The 19,231-nt window shown below is 70.6% G+C and carries 14 protein-coding genes and 1 riboswitch; of the genes, 9 read left to right on the plus strand and 5 right to left on the minus strand.

What is annotated here, in order from left to right; translation table 11 throughout:
- Positions 1 to 2: 2 nt before the first annotated feature.
- Positions 3 to 1,301 carry an extracellular solute-binding protein gene (locus OG589_RS18820; RefSeq protein WP_405150766.1) on the minus strand — a complete coding sequence of 433 codons (1,299 nt, stop codon included), beginning with the start codon at positions 1,299 to 1,301 and terminating at the stop codon, positions 3 to 5.
- A gap of 420 nt (positions 1,302 to 1,721) precedes the next feature.
- On the opposite strand from OG589_RS18820, the gene OG589_RS18825 reads away from it, so the two are divergent.
- Entirely contained in the window at positions 1,722 to 3,011 is a 1,290-nt protein-coding gene (locus tag OG589_RS18825) for an ABC transporter ATP-binding protein (RefSeq protein WP_405150768.1), read from the plus strand.
- On the opposite strand, the gene OG589_RS18830 is transcribed toward OG589_RS18825, so the two are convergent.
- Positions 3,008 to 3,640 carry an amino acid-binding protein gene (locus OG589_RS18830; protein ID WP_405150769.1) on the minus strand — a complete coding sequence of 211 codons (633 nt, stop codon included), beginning with the start codon at positions 3,638 to 3,640 and terminating at the stop codon, positions 3,008 to 3,010. The genes OG589_RS18825 and OG589_RS18830 overlap by 4 nt on opposite strands.
- Positions 3,641 to 3,776: 136 nt before the next feature.
- Positions 3,777 to 5,108, minus strand: a complete 1,332-nt coding sequence (locus OG589_RS18835; RefSeq protein WP_405150771.1) for a right-handed parallel beta-helix repeat-containing protein — start codon at positions 5,106 to 5,108, stop codon at positions 3,777 to 3,779.
- 229 nt (positions 5,109 to 5,337) lie between these two features.
- On the opposite strand from OG589_RS18835, the gene OG589_RS18840 reads away from it, so the two are divergent.
- The 6 genes from OG589_RS18840 to OG589_RS18865 all read left to right on the plus strand — a co-directional run bounded on the left by OG589_RS18840 (position 5,338) and on the right by OG589_RS18865 (position 12,802).
- Complete coding sequence (locus OG589_RS18840; protein WP_405150773.1) at positions 5,338 to 6,693, plus strand: sensor histidine kinase; 1,356 nt, start codon at positions 5,338 to 5,340, stop codon at positions 6,691 to 6,693.
- 145 nt (positions 6,694 to 6,838) lie between these two features.
- Entirely contained in the window at positions 6,839 to 8,899 is a 2,061-nt protein-coding gene (locus tag OG589_RS18845; RefSeq protein ID WP_405150774.1) for an N-acetylneuraminate synthase family protein, read from the plus strand.
- A gap of 216 nt (positions 8,900 to 9,115) precedes the next feature.
- A complete protein-coding gene (locus tag OG589_RS18850) occupies positions 9,116 to 10,078 on the plus strand; it encodes a glycosyltransferase family 2 protein (RefSeq protein ID WP_405150776.1) in 963 nt (320 codons plus the stop codon).
- Positions 10,075 to 11,349 (plus strand): polysialyltransferase family glycosyltransferase, encoded by a 1,275-nt coding sequence (locus tag OG589_RS18855; RefSeq protein ID WP_405150777.1) that lies wholly within the window; start codon positions 10,075 to 10,077, stop codon positions 11,347 to 11,349. The genes OG589_RS18850 and OG589_RS18855 overlap by 4 nt, the downstream gene beginning before the upstream one ends.
- 67 nt (positions 11,350 to 11,416) lie before the next feature.
- Complete coding sequence (locus tag OG589_RS18860; RefSeq protein ID WP_405150778.1) at positions 11,417 to 11,557, plus strand: hypothetical protein; 141 nt, start codon at positions 11,417 to 11,419, stop codon at positions 11,555 to 11,557.
- Positions 11,558 to 11,572: 15 nt separating this feature from the next.
- Positions 11,573 to 12,802, plus strand: coding sequence for an epoxide hydrolase family protein (locus OG589_RS18865; RefSeq protein WP_405150780.1), 1,230 nt, complete (start codon positions 11,573 to 11,575; stop codon positions 12,800 to 12,802).
- 89 nt (positions 12,803 to 12,891) lie between these two features.
- On the opposite strand, the gene OG589_RS18870 is transcribed toward OG589_RS18865, so the two are convergent.
- The gene (locus tag OG589_RS18870) at positions 12,892 to 14,121 is read right to left on the minus strand and encodes a DUF6716 putative glycosyltransferase (protein ID WP_405150781.1); all 1,230 of its coding nucleotides are present in this window, start codon (positions 14,119 to 14,121) and stop codon (positions 12,892 to 12,894) included.
- 14 nt (positions 14,122 to 14,135) lie between these two features.
- On the minus strand, positions 14,136 to 15,122 hold the full coding sequence (locus OG589_RS18875; RefSeq protein WP_405150783.1) for a hypothetical protein: 987 nt from the start codon (positions 15,120 to 15,122) through the stop codon (positions 14,136 to 14,138).
- Positions 15,123 to 16,422: 1,300 nt separating this feature from the next.
- Positions 16,423 to 16,572, plus strand: a riboswitch (cyclic di-AMP (ydaO/yuaA leader).
- A gap of 14 nt (positions 16,573 to 16,586) precedes the next feature.
- Between OG589_RS18875 and OG589_RS18880 the strand changes: the two genes are divergently transcribed.
- The gene (locus tag OG589_RS18880) at positions 16,587 to 17,270 is read left to right on the plus strand and encodes a CHAP domain-containing protein (RefSeq protein WP_405150784.1); all 684 of its coding nucleotides are present in this window, start codon (positions 16,587 to 16,589) and stop codon (positions 17,268 to 17,270) included.
- A 491-nt stretch (positions 17,271 to 17,761) separates the two neighbouring features.
- Entirely contained in the window at positions 17,762 to 19,108 is a 1,347-nt protein-coding gene (locus OG589_RS18885; protein WP_405150786.1) for an ABC transporter substrate-binding protein, read from the plus strand.
- Positions 19,109 to 19,231 lie beyond the last annotated feature (123 nt).

Consider the following 19,231-nt stretch of genomic DNA (forward strand, 5'->3'; position numbering starts at 1 on the left):
GGTCACAGGCTCCAGCCCTTGAGCAGGCCCTGGTAGGCCTTGGCCACGTCCTGGGCCATCTGCTCGCTGGTGGTGCCGCCGGTGGCGAGCTTCTGGTAGCCCTCCACGAGCGGCTGGAACAGCTGACCGGCCTCGGGGATCCACGGGCGCTCGACGGCGGCGGTCATGGGCTCCTTCCAGCGGCCGATCATCTCGTTGCCCTGCGCGTCGGGCATGCTGTAGGCCGACTGGCGGGTCGGCAGCAGGCCGAGCTTGCCGGCGATCTTGGCCTGGCTCTCGGCGGAGTCCATGAACTTCACGAACAGGTACGACGCGTCGAGGCTCTTGGAGCCCGCGTAGACGGTGTAGTCGTGGCCGCCGGTCGGGGCGCCCGCCTTGACCGAGCCGGCCGGGACCGGGGCGATGCCGAAGTTGTCGGGCTTGTCCTTGAAGACCTTGCCGCCGAGGTTGTCGGTGTTCGACCACGGGCCGTTGAAGATCATCGCGGCCTTGCCCTCCTTGAAGGCGGTCTCCGCGTTGGTGTAGCTGTCCTGGATCGCGGGCTTGGACGCGGCGCCGGACTTGATCAGGTCCTCGACCACCTTGAGGCCCGCCACCGACTGCGGGGAGGCGACGGTGATCTTCTTGGTGTCGACGTCGAGCAGGTCGCCGCCCTCGCCGTAGATGAACGGCAGCAGGAAGTAGGCGTCGACGTTCAGCGCCAGGCCCTCGGCCCCCGCCTTGGACTTGACGTCCAGCGCGAACTGCTTGAGCTCCTCGAAGGTCTTCGGCGGGGCGTCGTGGCCGGCCTTCTTCAGCAGCTCCTTGTTGTACAGCAGGCCCAGCGTGTCGGTGACCTGCGGGACGCCGTACGTCTTGCCGTCGTACTTGCCGCTGCCCGCCGGGCTCGGGAGGAAGTCCTCGGGCTGGTCGAGGGCCGGGGTGCCGTCGAGCGGGGCGAGGTAGCCGAGGGAGGCGAACTCGGCCACCCAGCCGACGTCGGCGCGGAGCACGTCCGGCGCGCCGGCGCCGCTCTGCGCGGCCGTCTTGAACTTGTTCTGCGCGTCGGCGAAGGGGACGTTGACGTAGTTGACCTTGATCTTCGGGTACTTCGCCTGGAAGTCGGCGATCACCTCTTTGAACACGGGACCCTCGTTGGTGGCGTCAGAGGTGTCCCACCATGTCACCTCGCCGGAGACGTCAGCGGCGCCGGCGGTCGTGGCCGGAGCGGCCGACTGATTGGTGGTGTCCTCGCCGCCACAGGCGGAGACCGCCAGCGCGAGCGCCGCGGCTGTCGCCGCGACCGAGATGCCTCGCCGCATTTTGTGCACTCCTTGCTCAGCTTCATTGCCCAGAGGATCGGCCGACCCCGTCCGCGTCCCCGAGGGCAGACGGGATCACCGGGGTACGCGGAACGTAACAGCCATGTGAACAGACATGAAAGACCTTTCGGAAACTTTCTGCAAATTGTGACACGTCTGTCATTACGTCCGCATTACCCGCGCGGACCAGCGCGCCGGCCCGCGTCCGGGCACCCCGGGGGTGCCTGAGCCGCCACCCCCGGCGGCGCCGTCTTTCCTGTCTGTCCTGACCTCTACAGACAGGCAACGGTCAAGTAACCAGCAGATGAGCGATTTCTCACCTCATGTATGGACACAGTGGCCCACGACGCGATGTACTACCTCATCAATCACAATGACGGCTGGGATCCGGGTTTTGATGCCCGGGAGGAACGAGTGACGATGAGTACCGTCGTTCTCGACAGCGTGACAAAGGTGTACCCCGGGGGGCATCTCGCGGTCGATCGCATGAGCCTGCGCGCGGAAGAGGGCGAACTGCTCGTCCTGCTCGGCCCATCCGGCTGCGGAAAGTCCACGCTGCTGCGGATGATCGCGGGTCTCGAGGAGATCACTTCCGGGGATCTCTACCTTGACGGGCGGATCGCCAATGACCTGGCGCCCCGTGACCGGGATGTCGCGATGGTCTTCCAGAACGGCGCCCTCTACCCCCACCGCACGGTCCGGGGGAACATCTCCTTCCCGCTGGAGATCGCCAAGGCCGATCCCGCCATGGTGAGGGAACGCGTCACCGAGCTGTCCCGGGCGCTCCACATCGACGAGACGCTGGATCGCCGTCCTGGAACGCTCTCGGGCGGCCAGCGGCAGCGTGTCGCGATGGGACGCGCCATCGTCAGGCAGCCGTCGCTGTTCCTCATGGACGAGCCGCTGTCGAACCTCGACGCGGGCATGCGCACCGAGTTACGCATGGAGATCTCGTCGCTGGTGCGGGCGCTCGGCGTGACGACCATCTACGTCACGCACGACCAGGTGGAGGCACTCACCCTGGCCGACCGCATCGCCATCATGAACCGCGGCGTCCTGCAGGACGTCGGCACCCCCGGGCAGATCTACAACGACCCCGCGACGGCGTTCGTGGCGGCCTTCCTCAGCTCGCAGCAGCTCAACCTGCTGTCGGCGACGGTCAAGACCCCGCAGAACCAGTACATCATGCTGGACTTCGGGCTCCACCAGATCACGATGCCCTGGACCGACCCCCGGGCCTACGCGGTCTCGCAGCACACCGGCAGCCAGATCATCGTCGGCATCCGCCCCGACGGGCTGACCCCCATCCCCGAAGGCGTCGACGGCCCGCACTTCAGCGGCAGGGTACGGACGCTGGAGTACCACGGGCACGAATGGCTCGCCTACCTGGAGGTCGGCATCCCCGTGGTGCCCGCTCCCGAGCCCGCGCCGAGGGCCGCCGCCAACGGGCACGCCAACGCCGCGGGCGGCGCCACGGGCAAGGTGCGGTCGATGATGCGGCGCCTGATGTCCGGCGATGAGGAGCAGGCACCCGAGCACGTCGCCCCCGCGGCGGCCGGCAGCGGCACCCACCGCCGGGCCGACCTCGTCGTGCGCCTGGGCTCGCGCCCGGTGTGGCGCGCCGGGGAGCACGGCCGCGTGGCCGTGGACCTCAGCAGGCTCATGCTGTTCACCCCGGAGGGCAACAGGATCGACCCGCCCCGCCGCTAGACCACCGTGCGGTCGGCCGCCGAGCCCGCGAGCTGGGAGACGATCTCCACCACCCGCACGACCTTGTCCAGCTCCACCTGGTGGAAGGCCGGGCCTTCCGTGCGCGCCACGACGAGGTGCAGGCCCGCGCTCTTCACCGGCAGGCTCAGCAGGTGCAGCGGCCCCTCGCTGAACGCCGCGGGGCGCAGGGGCGTGAGGTCGGGCATCTCGTCCACGCCGGGCGCCTGCCAGCTCCCGTGCACGACGGCGCCGGTGTCGGAGTCCACGGCGACCGCCCACTCGGCGCCCACCAGGTCGGGGGCCGCGTCGACCAGGGTCACGAAGGCCCGCTCGGAGTCGGAGACCACATGGCCGAGCAGGTCGTAGTCGGGGCTCGTGCCCGGCGACTCCCTGGTGGGCCACACGCCCTCGATGCGCACCCCCGGCACCACCGACAGGCGCTCGCGCAGTTCGTCGGCCGCGAACCCGCCCGGCCACGACAGGGTGAAGTCGTCCACCGCCCGGCCGCCCTCCCGCTCCAGGACCGTCACCTGGAGGATGTCCGCGCCGAGGACCCCGAACGACCGGGCCACCTGTCCAAGCACCCCCGGGCGGTCGGGAAGCGAAACCCGGATCCGTAGCACCGTCACCACCACCTCTGTATATGCAGCCGAGCCACGTATACGGGCCGACCTCCTGTTTCTTTCATCTACTGCACCACGCCACACAGCGTCCTGGATCGAGGTTTCGGCGATGTTCCGAAGATATGTCCGAAATAAATCCAATTCAGTATTGATAGGCGCCCGCGTCTGGGTTCTTCGAGTGGGGCATGACCCGTCCCGCCGCGTCGTGCGCCAGCCCCGCGCCGCCGTACCACGAGGGCCCGAGCGGCACCCCCTGGCCGATGGCGGGCGCCCCGGGACGTAGCCGCAGGTCATGGCGGCTGCGGAAGCCGGGATCCTCGTGGATCGACCGGTGGCCGAGCTTGAGGCCCAGGGTCCTGCCGTCGTAGACGCCGCCCGCGTCGTCGATCCCCGAGCCGTCCTCGAATCCAAGCGCGCCGCCGACCTTGATGGCGTTGTTGCGCAGCACGAGGATCTTCGGGGAGCAGCCGTCGGCGCAGGAGACGCCGATGGTCCTGCGCGCCGGGAGGTACACCGAGTTGTTGACCGCCACCGTGCCCGTGACCGGCCCGACGGCGTGCCCGGCGCCGCGGGTGATCAGGAACGAGCCCCGCTTCCGCTCCGAGGTCACCACGTTGTTGGCGAAGAGGTTCCCCGTGGCCGTCCCGCCGGGGCTGTGGCCGAGCTCGGTGAAGGTCTCGTTGTCACGGGCGACGTTGTGCGCGACGACGTTGCGGTCGCCGTCGTACACCTCGACGGCCGCGCCGTCGGAGATGTAGTCCTGGCTCGCGGCGTAGCTGCCCACGATCAGGTTGCCCACGACGCGGTTGTCGTCGCCGTTCAGCAGCACTCCGAACGCGCCTGAGTCGTTGTCCGGCTCCGGGTCGTCGACGCTCATCCGGTCGTTGCCGATCATCTGGCTGTTGCGGATGACGTTGTGGGCGCCCCGTTCCGTCACCCAGACGCCCGCCACGTTGCGGTCGGCGTACACGTCCCACAGGTCGTTGTGGCGGCCGTCGATCCGGAAGCCGCCCCACCCGCAGTCGCTCGCCCGCAGGTCGGAGATCCGCCAGTAGGACCCCTCGACCACCACGCAGTCCCCGTCCCTGCCGCTGATCCTCGGCCGGGCGCCCTTGCCGTACGAGCCCACCGTGATGTGCCGCGCGTCCGTTCCCTTGCCCCTGAGCGTCAGCGTGCCCTTCCACCGGCCGTCCCGCCGCAGGAGCAGCGTGTCGCCCGGCCGCAGGCGGGCGGAGCCGGCCCGGTCGAGCGAGCGCCAGGCCTTGCCGGGCGAGGTGCCCGGCGCGTCGTCGTCGCCCTTCCTGGAGTCCACGTAGTACACCCTGGCCGCCGCGGCCCCGGAACGTTCCAGCAGCGGGCGCGCGTCCCGCTGCCCCGGCGCCGCGCGTACGGCGTCCGCCACCCCCGGCACTGCGGCGAGCAGCAGAAAGGTCAACGGCAACGACAGACCCGCTCGCCAGAGGTTCGGCGCCATAACACCACACTTAGGGTTAAAAGATCGCTATCGCTCAAGGTAGCGGTCCCAGGCCGCGACCGGGAGACCCACAACCAGGCCGGCGACCGGATCGGATGACCCGGCACGCCGGACGCTAGGCTCCCCCGGTGTCTCGCCCGGCCCCGCGCCCGGCGGCTTTGCCATCCCTTGAGCACCTCTTTCCCGCCTCGCGGATCTTGAAGGAGATCCCCGCCAGTAGCCTTTGCCAATGTCCCTCCCACGGGCCGCCCCATGGCCTCGATCTATCCGGGGGCAGGTCACCCTTCTCGCCCTCGTGCTGGCGGGCCTCTTCCTGGTCCCCCTCGGCCTCGCGGCCGACATGGTCATCAGGGGCGCGGTCGCCACGTCCATCTGGCGTGAGACCAGGGAGGCCGCCTCCCAGATCGTCGTGGCGTACCGGAACACGACCTTGCGCAACCCCATCGCGCCCGGTCCCGGCGGCGTGGACGTCATCCAGGTGGTCGGTCCCGGCGGCCACCTGCTGGCCGCGACGGCCGAGGCCGGCGGAGTGCCGCCGCTCAGCGAGGTGCGGCCCGACCTCCCCGACCGGTTCGTGGACTTCACGACGTGCCCACGGAGCTTCGGGGAGTGCTTCCACGTGACCGCGACCCTGGCGGGCGCGAGGCCCGGCTCACCGGTCGTGTACGCCGCGAAGCACACCCCCGCCGTGCTGTCCACCCGCGTCCTGGACGTGGCCGTCGGCCTCCAGATAATGGCCCTCACCGGACTGATCGGCTGGATCGCCTGGAAGGGGGCCGACCGCGGTCTCCGCACGGTCGACAACATCCAGGCGGAGCTCGCCCACATCACCGTCAGCGACCTGTCGCGCCGGGTCCAGGAGCCGCCGGGCGAGGACGAGATCTCCAACCTGGCGAGGACCGTCAACAGCACGCTGGCGCGCCTGGAGCACTCGGTCGAGCAGCAGCGGCGGTTCGCCGCCGACGCCTCCCACGAGCTGCGCACCCCGATCGCCGGGCTCCGCGCGCAACTGGAGGAGGCACGGCTGCATCCCGATGACACCGACCTGGTGAGCCTGGTGGACGGCGCCCTGCGCGACACCGACCGGGTGGAGGCCATCATCACCGACCTGCTGTTCATGGCGAGGCTCGGATCCAGCGGCCCGGCCGTGCAGGAGTGCGTCGACCTCGGGCACCTGGCGGCCGAGGAGATCGCCCGCCGGCCGGCGCAGGTGCCGGTCATCACGGACTTCCAGGAGGACGTGGTCGTGCTCGGCGTGCGGACCCAGCTGTTCAGGGTGATCGGCAACCTGCTCGACAACGCGCGGCGCCACGCCGCCGGCATGATCAAGGTGGAGGTGAGCGGCTCGCACCGCACGGCCGTCCTCGCGGTCACCAACGACGGCGACCGCATCGCCGAGAAGGACCGGGAACGCGTCTTCCACCGTTTCGCCCGGCTCGACGAGTCGCGGAGCAGGGACCGGGGCGGCACCGGCCTCGGGCTCGCCATCGCCCGCGACGTCGCCATCGCGCACGGCGGGACGCTGCACGTGGAGGACGTCCCGGAGGGCACGAGGTTCGTCCTGCGGCTGCCGATGATCGAATAACGGCTCGCCAAGAGTTAACAGGAGCGACGCTGGGCGTTCAGCTCAGGCTCCCCTTGCGGGACTGAACCGGTGGTTAGCGTGCGTGACACCCTACGAGCGTGTCGCCGCGACGACCGCTCGTTACACCGCATATCAGGGAGTCACCTTGCGAGTCCTGGCCGTCGTCCCCGCCCGTGGAGGTTCTGCGGGCGTCCCGCTCAAGAACCTGGCCAAGGTGGGCGGCACGCCCCTGGTCGCCCGCGCGGTGGCTTCCTGCGCGGGGGCCGAGCTGATCGACGAAGTCGTGGTCAGCACCGACCACGAGGGGATCGCCGCCGCCGCCAAGGCCGCGGGCGCCCGCGTGATCGAGCGCCCCGCCGAGCTGAGCGGCGCCACCGCCTCCAGCGAGTCGGCCCTGCTCCACGCGCTCGACCAGCTCGACGCGGACCCCGAGGTCGTCGTGCTCGTCCAGTGCACGAGCGCCTTCATCGACGCCGCCGACCTGGACGCCGCGGTCGCGAAGGTCCTCGACGGGACCGCCGACGTCGTCTTCTCGGGTCTCGCGACCCACGAGTTCGTGTGGGCCGCCCGCGACGGCGGCGTGAGCGGGGTCAACCACGACCCGGCCCACCGCCCGCGCCGCCAGGACCGCGAGGCGGAGTACCGCGAGACCGGCGCCTTCTACGCCATCCGCACCGCCGGCCTGCGGGAGCACGGCCACCGGTTCTTCGGCACCGTCGCCGTCCAGCCCGTGCCGCCGCGCCACGCCGTCGAGGTCGACACCCCCGAGGACCTGGAGATGGTACGGGCGCTCGCGCCGTTCGTGGACCGGCCCGGGCCGGTCGACGTGGACGCGGTGATCACCGACTTCGACGGCGTGCACACCGACGACCTGGTCTACGTCGACCAGGACGGCCGCGAGGCGGTCGCCGTCAGCCGCTCCGACGGCCTCGGGATCTCCCTGCTCAAGCGGTCGGGCGTGAAGCTGCTGATCCTGTCGACCGAGCGCAACCCGGTCGTCGCCGCCCGCGCGCGCAAGCTCGGCGTGCCGGTCCTGCAGGGCCTCGCCTCCAAGCACACCGCGCTGCGCGACTGGCTGAGCATCGAGGGCCTGGACCCCGCCCGCGTGGCCTACGTGGGCAACGACGTCAACGACCTCGGCTGCATGGACCTGGTCGGCTGGCCGGTCACCGTGCCGAACGCCCACCCCCGCGTACGGGCCGCCGCCCGCATCGTGCTCGACCACCAGGGCGGCGCGGGCGCCGTGCGCGAGCTGTGCGACCGCGTGCTCGCCTCGCGGCCCGCCGACGCCGAGCCCACGGCCGCGGGCCCGCGCGCCACGCTGCGGGTGAAGGGCGCCCCGGTGCGGATCGGCGAGTCGCTGGTCGGCCCCGGGCAGCCGGTGTACGTCATCGGCGAGATCGGCATCAACCACAACGGCGACCTGGACATCGCGCGCCGGCTCATCGACGTCGCCGCCGACGCCGGCTGCCAGGCCGTGAAGTTCCAGAAGCGCACGCCCGAGATCTGCGTTCCGCTCGAGCAGCGAAACCAGATCCGGCAGACTCCGTGGGGCGAGATGACCTACATGGAGTACAAGATCCGCACCGAGTTCGGCCGCGACGAGTACACCCAGATCGCGAAGTACTGCGCCGAGCGGGGCCTCGACTGGTTCGCCTCCCCGTGGGACATCCCCTCGGTCGACTTCCTGGAGGAGATGAACGTCGTCACGCACAAGGTCGCCTCGGCCAGCGTGACCGACCACGAGCTGCTCCGCCGCCTCGCCGCCACGGGCAAGCCGATCATCCTGTCGACCGGCATGTCCACTCTCGAGGAGATCGACGAGGCCGTCGAGATCCTCGGCACCTCCAAGCTCGTGATGATGCACGCCACCTCCACCTACCCGCTGCCGCCGGAGGAGGCCAACCTCCGCACGATCATGACCCTCCAGGACCGCTACGGCGTCCCGGTCGGCTACTCCGGGCACGAGCGGGGCCTGCAGATCTCGCTGGCCGCCGTCACGCTCGGCGCGGTCACCGTGGAGCGGCACATCACGCTGGACCGCACGATGTGGGGCTCCGACCACGCCGCCTCCCTGGAGCCGAGCGGGCTGGAGCACCTGGTGCGGGACATCCGGATCATCGAGTCCGCCCTCGGCGACGGCGTCAAGCGGGTGTTCCCCGGCGAGGAGGCCCCCAAGGCCCGCCTGCGCCGCGTCACCGTCTGACGCCCGTCCAGGCACGACCCGCGCCACCGTCCGAAGGGGCCCTCAGACCACGGTCTGCGGGCCCCGAAGCGCTAGGGCATCCGCACCACCCGCACCGCCCGTACCATCCGCTCGTTCGCACCACCCGTCCATCCGTTCCGCCGTCCGTCCGAGGGCCCGCGCCGTGCCTTGAGGACCAGAGGAGAATCACCAAGTGACGCACGCTGGGGGCCACCGGTGATCACGCTGTCCGTCGTGGTGCCGGTCAGGGACGCCGAGCCGTACATCGCCGACGCGCTCACCTCGCTGCGGCGCAACGCCCGGCACGACTTCGAGTTCGTCGTCGTCGACGACGGCTCGGCCGACGCGACCCCGAGGATCATCGAGGACTTCCGCGACGACCTCCCGGGCCTGACCGTGCTGCGCAACGCGTCGCCCGTGGGGCTGGCGGACGCGCGCAACGCCGGCCTGTCGCTGGCGTCCGGCAGGTACGTCACCTTCATGGACGGCGACGACTGGCTCGCGCCGGGGTACCTCCCCCGGCTCGTGGCCGCGATCGAGGGCCTCGGCTGCGACTTCGTCAGGGTCGACCACGTCCAGGTGGAGGGGCGCAAGCGGACCGTCCACCGGGCGCCGGAGGCCAGGCGGGGAGTGGTGCTCAGGCCGAGGGACGGCATCCTCCCGGCGGGCGCCAAGACGATGGTGGACTACCCGTACGCCTGGGCCGGCATCTACCGGCGCGACCTCGGCGACCTGCTCGCCTTCCCCGGCCACCTGCACACCGCCGAGGACCGCCCCTGGATCTGGCGCCTGCACCGCGAGGCGCGCTCGTTCGCGGTGGCCTCCCTCGCCGGCGTCTTCTACCGGCGCATGGTGCCCTCGTCGCTGACCCAGATCGGCGACGAGCGGCAGCTGCACTTCTTCGACGCGTTCGAGCTGGTGTTCAAGCAGGTGGAGAACGAGCGCGACCTGCTGTCCAAGGCCGTGCGCACCTTCTGCGCCCTGCTCGCGCACCACCTGGAGCTGGGCGACCGCTTCTCCCCCGCGCTCCGCGCCCGGTTCGAGGCCCGGGCGCAGGACGTCCTCGCCGGCCTGCCGCCGAGCCTGGTGACGGGCGCGGGACTGGAGCCCGAGCGCGCCGCCCTGCTGCGCCCGCTGCTCCCCCGGCACCACCGAGAGTCCGAGGAGAGCCGCACGTGACCCAGGTCTTCTACAGCTCGACGTTCTTCGGGGCGATGACGCTCGCCGCCACGATCGACGCCGGCAGGTTCGGCCCGCACACGGGGCGCAGGATCCTGCTGGTGTCGAACAACGCCGCGATCCCGGAGGTCACCCCGTCCCTGGACGAGGCGCCGGGCTTCGCCGCGCTGCGCGGGCGCTTCGACGAGGTCTGGTCCTGGAACGACATCCTGGCGCCCCTGCACCCCTCCGACTGGAAGGCCCGCGTCATCGAGGTGCCCATGCTCGGGCGCCTGCTGCGGTCCCACCTGTCGCTGGACGACGGCCCGGACGAGCTGGTCCTGGAGTCCGTCGCGGTCCCCCCGTCGAGGACGGTGGCGGCGCTGATCCGCGACTGCCCCATCACGGTGTACTCCGACGGCCTGATGAGCTACGGGCCCACCCGCGACCCGCTGCCGCAGGAGATCTACGGAAGGATCACCCGGCTGCTCCACCTCGACCTGGTGCCCGGCCTCGTCCCGCTGCTGCTAAGGGAGGTGGGCGTCGCCCCCGACCCGCTGCCCGACGCGGCCTTCCGCGGGGTCCTGGACGCGATGCCCGCGCCGGACGGCCTCAAGGGCGACGCGGTCATCCTCGGCCAGTACCTCTCGGCCCTGGAGATCGTCACCCCCGAGGAGGAGGCGGAGCTGCACGCCGCCATGCTGCGCGCCCTCGCCGCGCGGGGCCACCGCGAGGTCCTGTTCAAGCCGCACCCCGCGGCGGGGCGCCGCCACGCCCAGCAGCTCCGCGCGGTCGCGGGCGAGCTCGGCGTGGAGCTGAGCGTGGCCGGTGAGACCGTCCCGGCGGAGGTGTGCTTCCAGGCCCTGCGGCCCGAACTGGTGGTGGGCTGCTTCTCCACCGCCCTGATGACCGCGCACCGGCTGTTCGGCATCCCCATCGCCACGATGGGCTGCGACACCGTGCTCGAACGGCTCGCGCCCTACGAGAACAGCAACCGGATCCCGGTCACGATCGTCGACGCCACCGTGCCCCGCCTCGCCCCGGACGGATCGATCGGCGACCCGCCGGACGCCGACCTCGCCGGGCTGGTCGACGCGGTGGGCTTCTGCATGCAGAGCGAGTCGTACCCGGAGCTGCGCGAGCCCGCCGCCCGCTACATCGAGACCCACGGCGCCGAGGCGCGCTATTTCAAGAACCGCCGCCTGGCCTCCGTCGGCCTGATCCCCGCCCCGGAACCCCCCGCCAAGGCCAGGGGCCTCACCACCCGCCTCCGCCGCGCCCTCACCCGCTGAGGCGTTTACATTAGTTTCTGATACAGCGCGCGGCGCCGCGATCGTGGACGGGCGGCGGGCCGAGCGAATGGCACACCTGGCGGAGCTCACCGGCCGGCTCACCCCGGACGAGCGGACGGCCATCGCGGCGGCCCTGCCTGCCCTGGCCCGCATAGTCGATCTCAACCGGCGGCGAACCGGTGAGCACGACGCGCGGCACGAAACGTGAACAGGAGACAGAACCATGTCCGATCCCCGGCCGTTCCCCCTTGCGCCGGCGCCGATCCACGTGCCCGACGACGTGCTCGCCGACCTCCGGCAGCGCCTTGACCTCACCCGCTGGCCGGTCGACGCGGGCAACCAGGACTGGTACTACGGCGTCGACCGCGCCTACCTGCGCGAGCTCGTCGACTACTGGCGCACCGGCTACGACTGGCGGAAGGCCGAAGCCGCGATCAACGCCTACGAGCACTACCAGGTCGACGTCGAGGGCGTGCCGGTCCACTTCATGCGCAGGCCCGGAGCCGGCGACGACCCGACGCCGCTGATCCTCACGCACGGCTGGCCGTGGACGTTCTGGCACTGGTCCAAGGTCGTCGACCCGCTGGCCGACCCCGGCGCGCACGGCGGCGACCCGGCCGAGGCGTTCGACGTGATCGTCCCGTCGTTCCCCGGCTTCGGGTTCTCCACTCCGCTGCCGGACAACCCGGACATGAACTTCTGGAAGGTCGCCGACCTCTGGCACAGCCTCATGACCAAGACCCTCGGCCACGACAAGTACGCCGCCGCGGGGTGCGACGTCGGAGCGCTGGTCACCGGCCAGCTCGGGCACAAGTACGCCGACGAGCTGTACGCCATCCACATCGGGTCAGGGCAGAAGCTCACCCTGTTCGAGGGCGACCGGGCCTGGGACCTCAGCGGTGGCCGGCCCATCCCCGAAGGCCTGCCCGCCGGCGTCCACGCCCGCGTCGTCGAGCTGGAGAAGCGGTTCGCCGTCCACCTCGCCGCGCACGTGCTCGGCCCGAGCACGCTCGCCTACGGGCTGACCGACTCCCCCGCGGGGATGCTCGCCTGGATACTCGAACGCTGGGTGAAGTGGAGCGACAACGGCGGTGACGTCGAGACCGTCTTCTCCAAGGACGACCTGCTCACCCACGCCATGATCTTCTGGGTCACCAACTCGATCGGCACCTCGATCCGCACCTACGCCAACAACAACCGCTACCCCTGGACCCCGTCCCACGACCGGCGGCCGGTGATCGAGGCGCCCACCGGCATCACCTTCGTCGGCCACGAGAACCCGCCCGGCGTCACCACCGACCGGCGCGTCCAGAGCTTCCTCGACAGCGACCGCGCCGGCTGGTACAACCACGTCAACCTCACGGCCCACGAGAGCGGCGGCCACTTCATCCCCTGGGAGATCCCCGGCCACTGGGTCGACGACCTTCGCCGCACCTTCCGCGGCCGCCGCTAGCTGTTCTGTCCTGACAGGTTGGTGACGCGGCCGGCGGGTGGCCGGCCTTACTCGGTGTCCGCCGGGGGGTCCTGGCCGGCTGAGGGTGACTAGCCGAGGGCCTTCAGGTAGCGGCGGACGCGGCGGCCGGCACGGTAGCCGACGCGCAGCACGTCCGGAGGGACCTCGACGCGGAGCCGGGCGCGTCGGCGGGCCGCCGCGTGTCCCGGCCCGTCGAGCAGCGGCCGCACCGGGCCGAGGCCGCCCGTGCGCGCCTGGTCCACCAGGGCGGCGAGCTTGACCACCCAGTCGCTCACGGCCGGGTCGTGGAAGTAGTTGGCGTCGCGCCACGCGGCGGCGGGCTGCCGGAAGTCGCCGCGCGCGAGCTCCTCCAGGGTGCCGAGACACTCGCTGTCCTCGAACACCAGGTTGATCATCTCGGCGCTCACCCCGAAGTCGGAGAGCACGAGCAGCGGGACCTTACCCGCGATGGCCTCCAGGGCCGCCGTGGAGCTGACGGTCACGAACGCCGCGGCCTCGGCGAGGTGCTCGCGCATCGCGCCCGCCGCGAACCGCACAGCGCCGTCGCGCACCGCGCCCGTCTCGACGAGCTGCCGCCACAGCCGCTCGTAGTGGTACCGCTCGTTGTGGGTCTGGCGCTCGGTCTCAAGGGCCCGGAGCTTGACCACGACGTCCAGGTCGGGACGGGCGGCGGCGAGCCCCGCGAGGGCCAGCAGGATGCTCTCGCGCTCCTCGCGCCGCTTCGGCACCTTCGCCTGGGTCGCGAACACCACCCGGTTCGGCGGGGCCGTCGTGGAGGAGAAGACGAGCTGGTCGGCGGCGGCGGGGCGCGCGACGGCCTGGTCGAGGTAGGGCAGGCGGGCGAGCGCCACCGAGCCCTCGGCGCCCAGCTCCTTGCCGATGCGGGCGAACTCCTCGACCTCCCTGCCGCTGTGCACGACGAAGAGGTCGCATCCGCCCCGGTACAGCCAGGCCTTCTCCGTGGCGGGGATCGAGATGCCGGGAAGGCCCGACACGAACACCGGGCGAGGGCTCAGCCCGTCGAACACGTCGCTCACCAGCACGTCCACGACGGGCCCCGTGCAGGCGACCAGCACGACGTCCGGCCTGATGCGCTCCGCGAGGCGGCGCAGGCCGCGCGCGTGCACCACAGAAGGCGGCTGGTCGGTGTCGAAGCGCGTCCCGTTGACGGCGGCGGCGATCTGGCCCTGCGACGGCACGATCGGCGTGCGCACCACGGCCAGCGTCGACGTCCACCCGGCGGGCAGCTGGTCGAGGAGACCCGCCGCCCACTTCAGGTAGGAGTCCGAATCGGCCACAGCGAGAACCCGGCTCAAGGAGAAGCCCTTTCGTGCGCGAACATCTGGAGGTGTGAACGGAGCGAGACCGTCGCGGAGGGCGTCCACCAGTCGTCGGGGACCTCCACGGTCTCGACGGGGACGCCGCGCGCGGAGAGCAGGACGCGCAGCGAGGTGACGGCCGTGGAGGGCAGGCTGAGCACGCGCTGCCCCGGCCGCAGGTCCCGCAGCGTCATCTCGACGGGGACCCCGCCGTCGTAGACGGTGACGCCGGGGTGGCCCCGGACCGCCGCGAGGTCGCCGGGGTCCTCCCGCCTGTGCGGGTAGTAGGCCAGCGGCCCCTGAAGCCCGAAGAGCCAGGCGAGGTAGCGGTCGCGGTGGATCAGCCCGTTGCGCACCAGCGACGTGCCGAGGACGACCGTGCTCTCGGGGGGACGTGGGTGCGCGACGGCGGGCTGGGAGCGCAGCCAGGCGAAGTCGTGGGTCACCAGCTCGGCCCCGAGCCCCTGTACGGCCTTGGCCAGCTCGGCGGGCACGGGCAGGGCGGTGAACACCGTGAGCCGTCCGGCCCGGGCGGCGGCGCGCAGCCGGACCGCGGCGGCGGCCCCGAGGACGCGCCGCGTCGGGCCGGACTTGGCGCGTGCGCGCAGGAGCGGGGTGCCGAGCCTGGCGGTGAGCAGCTCCAGCAGGCGGATCGTGGCGAGGCCGTCGTCCACCAGGACCATCCGCGCGGGGGCGGCGGTGAGCGAGGTGAGCTGCATCCTCCCGGAGAAGGCGTCTCCGAGGACCCACGCGGCGTCCCGGCCGGGGCGGGGCATCGCGCCGTCGGCGGTCTCGATCTCCAGCCCGGCGGGCAGGTCGAGGGCGGCCAGCTCGGCGCGGGTGACGCGGAGCCCCGGCAGCTTCGCGCGGGTCACCACGCGCGTGCCCGGCCCGACGACCCCGGCATACCGTGCCTCGACCGCGCACAGCAACTGGAGAGGCGACTCCACCCAGGCGACGGCCGACCCCTGCTCCCGCACGTGGCTTCGACCGTTCCTCTCCACGCCGGGCATTGACACTTTCACGACGCAAGCAACGTAACGGGATGACCCGACGCGGGGGGTAACAACCGGTGAACGGAGAACAACGGTGGATCAGCCAGGTCTAGTTGTTCTCGTTGGAGTGTGGACCGGGGTGTGCCGGAGCGCCTCCCGGCGGTGCCGGTGGTGGTTCCGGCGGTGCCCGGTGGGAGGGCGGAGGAGCCTCACCCAGCCGGCGTGCGTGGTCACCTCTGCCGGTACGGCCGTGGCGCACCTCGGTGCGCCGGCGCTCGCCACGGGAAGCGTGATGACGGTGGCCGCCCTCGGGCCCCCTCCAGAGATGAGGCCGGAGGGGGCGGCGACCACAGCGAGGGATGCCAGGGCCGCCAACGGCACGACGATCCCCGGACCGCGCATGTTCTCCACCCTTTCCAGCCAATACCAACAGGCCCCGCTATTTCCGGTCACCGCGGCCGTTCCAATGGCGTGAAATACCTGCAGCCGCTGATTTCGGGGCGCATTCGACGGGCTGTCCGTGGACGGCGCCGAAGGAATTCGCGCGCCGGTACGCGGCCTCGCCGTACAGGTCCAGGGTGAGGTCAGCGCCCGTCGCCGCCCTGGTCGTGGCCCTGGTCCGCGGGCGCGAGCACGGCCGGGGTGGCTCATGGGGGATATTTCACCATCCATCCCTCCGATCGCCATGGGCACCGGATGCCTTTCGTGCCCGGTTCACGAGCCGCGCGTTCCGCCGTACACGGAAAGGACGTCCGTACCGGGCCGGATGGAGTACGTCATCGTGATCTCGTTCGGGTAACGCAAACCGGAAATCCCGGCATTTACCGTTAACGGTATTCGCCGCTCATGAATAGCAAAGGAGGGCTTTCGGCGGCCATGCCACGACGGCCGGCCACGTCATCACACGTACCAGCCGTGGGCTCACGTCACTTCAGTCCCCCTTGACACGGCAGCGCGAACCTGCGCAACTATCACTTTCGCCCGGCCCGGCGCGATGGCCGCTCCGGTGCCGCCGGTCACGTGCCCGGCGGGCGGAGGGTTCCTCCGCACCCAGGTCAAGGCAGGTGAACCGCCACCCCAAGCCCCTGCGCCCCGGCGTGGTCAAGGCGGGTTTGCCGTCCAGGCCCCCCATCCAGCCCGGACTTTTGTCCTGTTTGCATGTGTTTGTCCGATGTATTACTCTGAGTGGACTCCTGGTACAGGTACTGCCTGTTTGAGTACCCCGCTCGTGCCGTGGAGATTGCACAGCGCGGCTCGGTCCTCTGCGGAGATCCCTCTCCCGCCGATACGCGCTACGCCGAGTCCGCGTCGCGCGGAGCCGGGGACCCACCTCCTCTGGGGTGAATCGGGGCCGTCACTTCCCACGGACGCTCCCGTAGGGCGACTTCCACGCCCGAACCCGTCAGCTAACCCGGTAGGCGGCTTGGAAGAAGGAGTATCCCCTTGTCAATGTCGATACATCGGCTTCTGGACGCCCCAAAGAACCATCTCAAAGCCTTCGCCTTCGGCGGCCTGGTCGTCGCCCAGGCCGTGGCGGGCACGACTCTCGCGGCCCACGCCGCCTCCGCCGACGACACGGGCCGCAACCTCGCGGCCGCCGAGGCCCCGAACACCGTGAAGGCTCCGGAAACCGTGCGGCAGGTCTCCGCCGAGCAGCTCCTGAAGCTGGCGGAGCGACAGGTCGGCATCTCCGAGAACAGCGCTGGTGGCGGCACCAAGTTCCACTCCTGGTACATGAGCTCCCCGAGGGCCAAGGAGACCGTGGCCCGCGACAGCGGCTCCATCGCCGGGTACGCCGACGCCGCCTGGTGCGACATGTTCGTCTCCTGGGTCGGCAGCCAGCTCGGCATGCAGGACACCGTGGGCGTCGACGCCTACACCGTCGCGCACGCCAAGTGGTTCGCCTCGCAGGACCGCTGGGGCAGCACTCCCAAGCCCGGCGCGGTCGTCTTCTTCGACTGGGGCCGCAGCAAGAACCTCGACAACATCGACCACGTCGGCTTCGTCATCAAGGACAACGGCGACGGGACGATCAAGACCGTCGAGGGCAACACCGGCAACGGCAAGGTCGAGATCCGTACCCGCCCGGCCTCCCAGGTCGTCGGCTACGGCTACCCGAGCTACGCCGCCTGACATTACCTCCCGGGCGCTCTCCTTCTCGCGGGGCGCCCGCCCTCCCGACCATCGAAGGCGCCCCTCCCCCTCCCGCGGAGGACGCCCGTTCCCCTCGGTGCCGTACGGCCGGCGACCCACTCCGCCGGCCGTACGGCACCGTGCTTTCTCCAGGTCCGGGAGCCGGGCGATCCCGTGGCGCATGGATGATTTGCGCCCGACTGTGCCGGTTAACGGTGGGAGCGCTCCCAATACCGCCAATGGTCCTTATCGCGCACAACGTCTGATTTCAAGCTCCTAACAGCCCCAGGAGTAACAGTTAGGTTTCAGCATATTGACGCCAGCATTGCCTATCGGGGACTCTTCGTGGGAGCGCTCCCAAACTTCGCTCGCGAGGCAGCCCCTCGCGGGATCACGACTGAGGGATCCAGCACATCGCGGGGCCCGACTGTCGGGGCCGGCCCTCGATGCCACCTCCCAACGATCGGGCAACCACCTGAGAGGGGTCCGGAATGAAGAACAACATGCGCCGCGGCAGAATGCTCGCGGTCGCATCGGTGATGACCGCCGCGCTCGGAATCACCACCGCGTGCTCGTCCAGCGACACCGGTAGCACCACCGGCGGCTCGTCGTCAGCCGCGCCGGCGGAGAAGATCACCCTCACGCTGCAGACCTTCGGCGGCGGCACCAACTTCGGTTACAAGGCCGCCGTTGAGAAGTGGAACGCCGAGCACCCGAATGTGCAGGTCAAGTACAACAACCTGACCGACAGCTTCGAGAACGTCTATTGGCCCCAGATGCTGCAGTGGCTCCAGTCCGGCACGGGTGCCGGTGACGTCGTTGGCATCGACGAGGGCGGCATGGGCCTGGCCAAGGCCCGGCCCCAGTTCTTCACCGATCTCGGTCAGTACGGCCTGCAGAGCCGTCAGGCCGACTTCCCCGCGTGGAAGTGGGAGAACGGGCTCAACTCGGAGGGCAAGCTGTTCGCCCTCGGCACCGACGTCGGCGGAATGAGCATCTGCTACCGCACCGACCTGTTCAAGAAGGCCGGACTGCCCACCGACCGGGACGAGGTCTCGAAGCTGTGGAGCGGCGGCTGGGACGACTTCGTCAAGGCCGGCCAGGACTTCCAGGCCAAGGTCAAGGACGCCAAGTTCGTGGACAGCGTCAACACCATCTACAACGTGGTGCTGTCGCAGGAGTCCGCCAAGAACGGCAACGTCACCTACTTCGACAAGAACCAGCAGCTGATCGTGGACAAGAACCCGGCCGTCAAGACCGCGTTCGACTTCACCACGAAGATCAGCCAGGCCGGTCTGACCGCCAAGCTGCAGAACTTCACCGACCCGTGGAACACGGGCTTCGTGAAGTCGCAGTTCGCGACCCTCGGCTGCCCGGGCTGGATGCTCGGCGTGGTGTCCGGCACCGCCGGTGACAAGTTCAAGGGCAAGTGGGACGTCTCGACGGTTCCCGGTGGCGGCGGCAACTGGGGCGGCTCCTGGCTCGCGGTGCCCAAGCAGTCCAAGCACCCGAAGGAGGCCGCCGAGCTGGCCAGCTACCTGACCAGCCCGGAAGCGCAGCTGCTGGCGTTCAAGGAGGGCGGCAACCTGCCCAGCACCATCCCGGCGCAGGACAACCCCGAGCTCCAGAGCGCGACCAACGAGTACTTCGACAACGCGCCCATCGGCAAGATCTTCGGGCCGTCCATCAAGTCGCTCCAGCCGACCTTCCTCGGTGAGAAGCACGCCCAGGTGAAGGCCGCGGTGGAGCAGATCATCATCGGCATGGACCAGGGCGCCGTGCCCTACGGCGAGGCATGGCAGAAGTTCGTCGAGGCGGGCCAGAAGGCGGCGGGCTGATCGTCCCCGAACGTCACCGGCCCTCCGCGGCAACCCTCCGGCGGGCCGGTGACCTCCCCTCCTGAGCGGCAGGCGGCAGCGGAACCACGCTGCCGCCCTTCGCTCCGAGCGCCGAAAGGTAAA

Source organism: Sphaerisporangium sp. NBC_01403 (assembly GCF_045040145.1).
In the GTDB taxonomy this organism is placed as follows: Bacteria; Actinomycetota; Actinomycetes; order Streptosporangiales; family Streptosporangiaceae; genus Sphaerisporangium; species Sphaerisporangium viridialbum.

Bases quoted from the DNA above. Each gene is read 5' to 3' on its own strand.
- OG589_RS18825 (WP_405150768.1), top strand. From the start codon at position 1,722: ATGAGTACCGTCGTTCTCGACAGCGTGACAAAGGTGTACCCCGGGGGG.
- OG589_RS18860 (WP_405150778.1), top strand. From the start codon at position 11,417: ATGGCACACCTGGCGGAGCTCACCGGCCGGCTCACCCCGGACGAGCGG.
- OG589_RS18865 (WP_405150780.1), top strand. From the start codon at position 11,573: ATGTCCGATCCCCGGCCGTTCCCCCTTGCGCCGGCGCCGATCCACGTG.
- OG589_RS18880 (WP_405150784.1), top strand. From the start codon at position 16,587: ATGTCGATACATCGGCTTCTGGACGCCCCAAAGAACCATCTCAAAGCC.
- OG589_RS18835 (WP_405150771.1), bottom strand. From the start codon at position 5,108: ATGGCGCCGAACCTCTGGCGAGCGGGTCTGTCGTTGCCGTTGACCTTT.
- OG589_RS18840 (WP_405150773.1), top strand. From the start codon at position 5,338: ATGTCCCTCCCACGGGCCGCCCCATGGCCTCGATCTATCCGGGGGCAG.
- OG589_RS18820 (WP_405150766.1), bottom strand. From the start codon at position 1,301: ATGCGGCGAGGCATCTCGGTCGCGGCGACAGCCGCGGCGCTCGCGCTG.
- OG589_RS18885 (WP_405150786.1), top strand. From the start codon at position 17,762: ATGAAGAACAACATGCGCCGCGGCAGAATGCTCGCGGTCGCATCGGTG.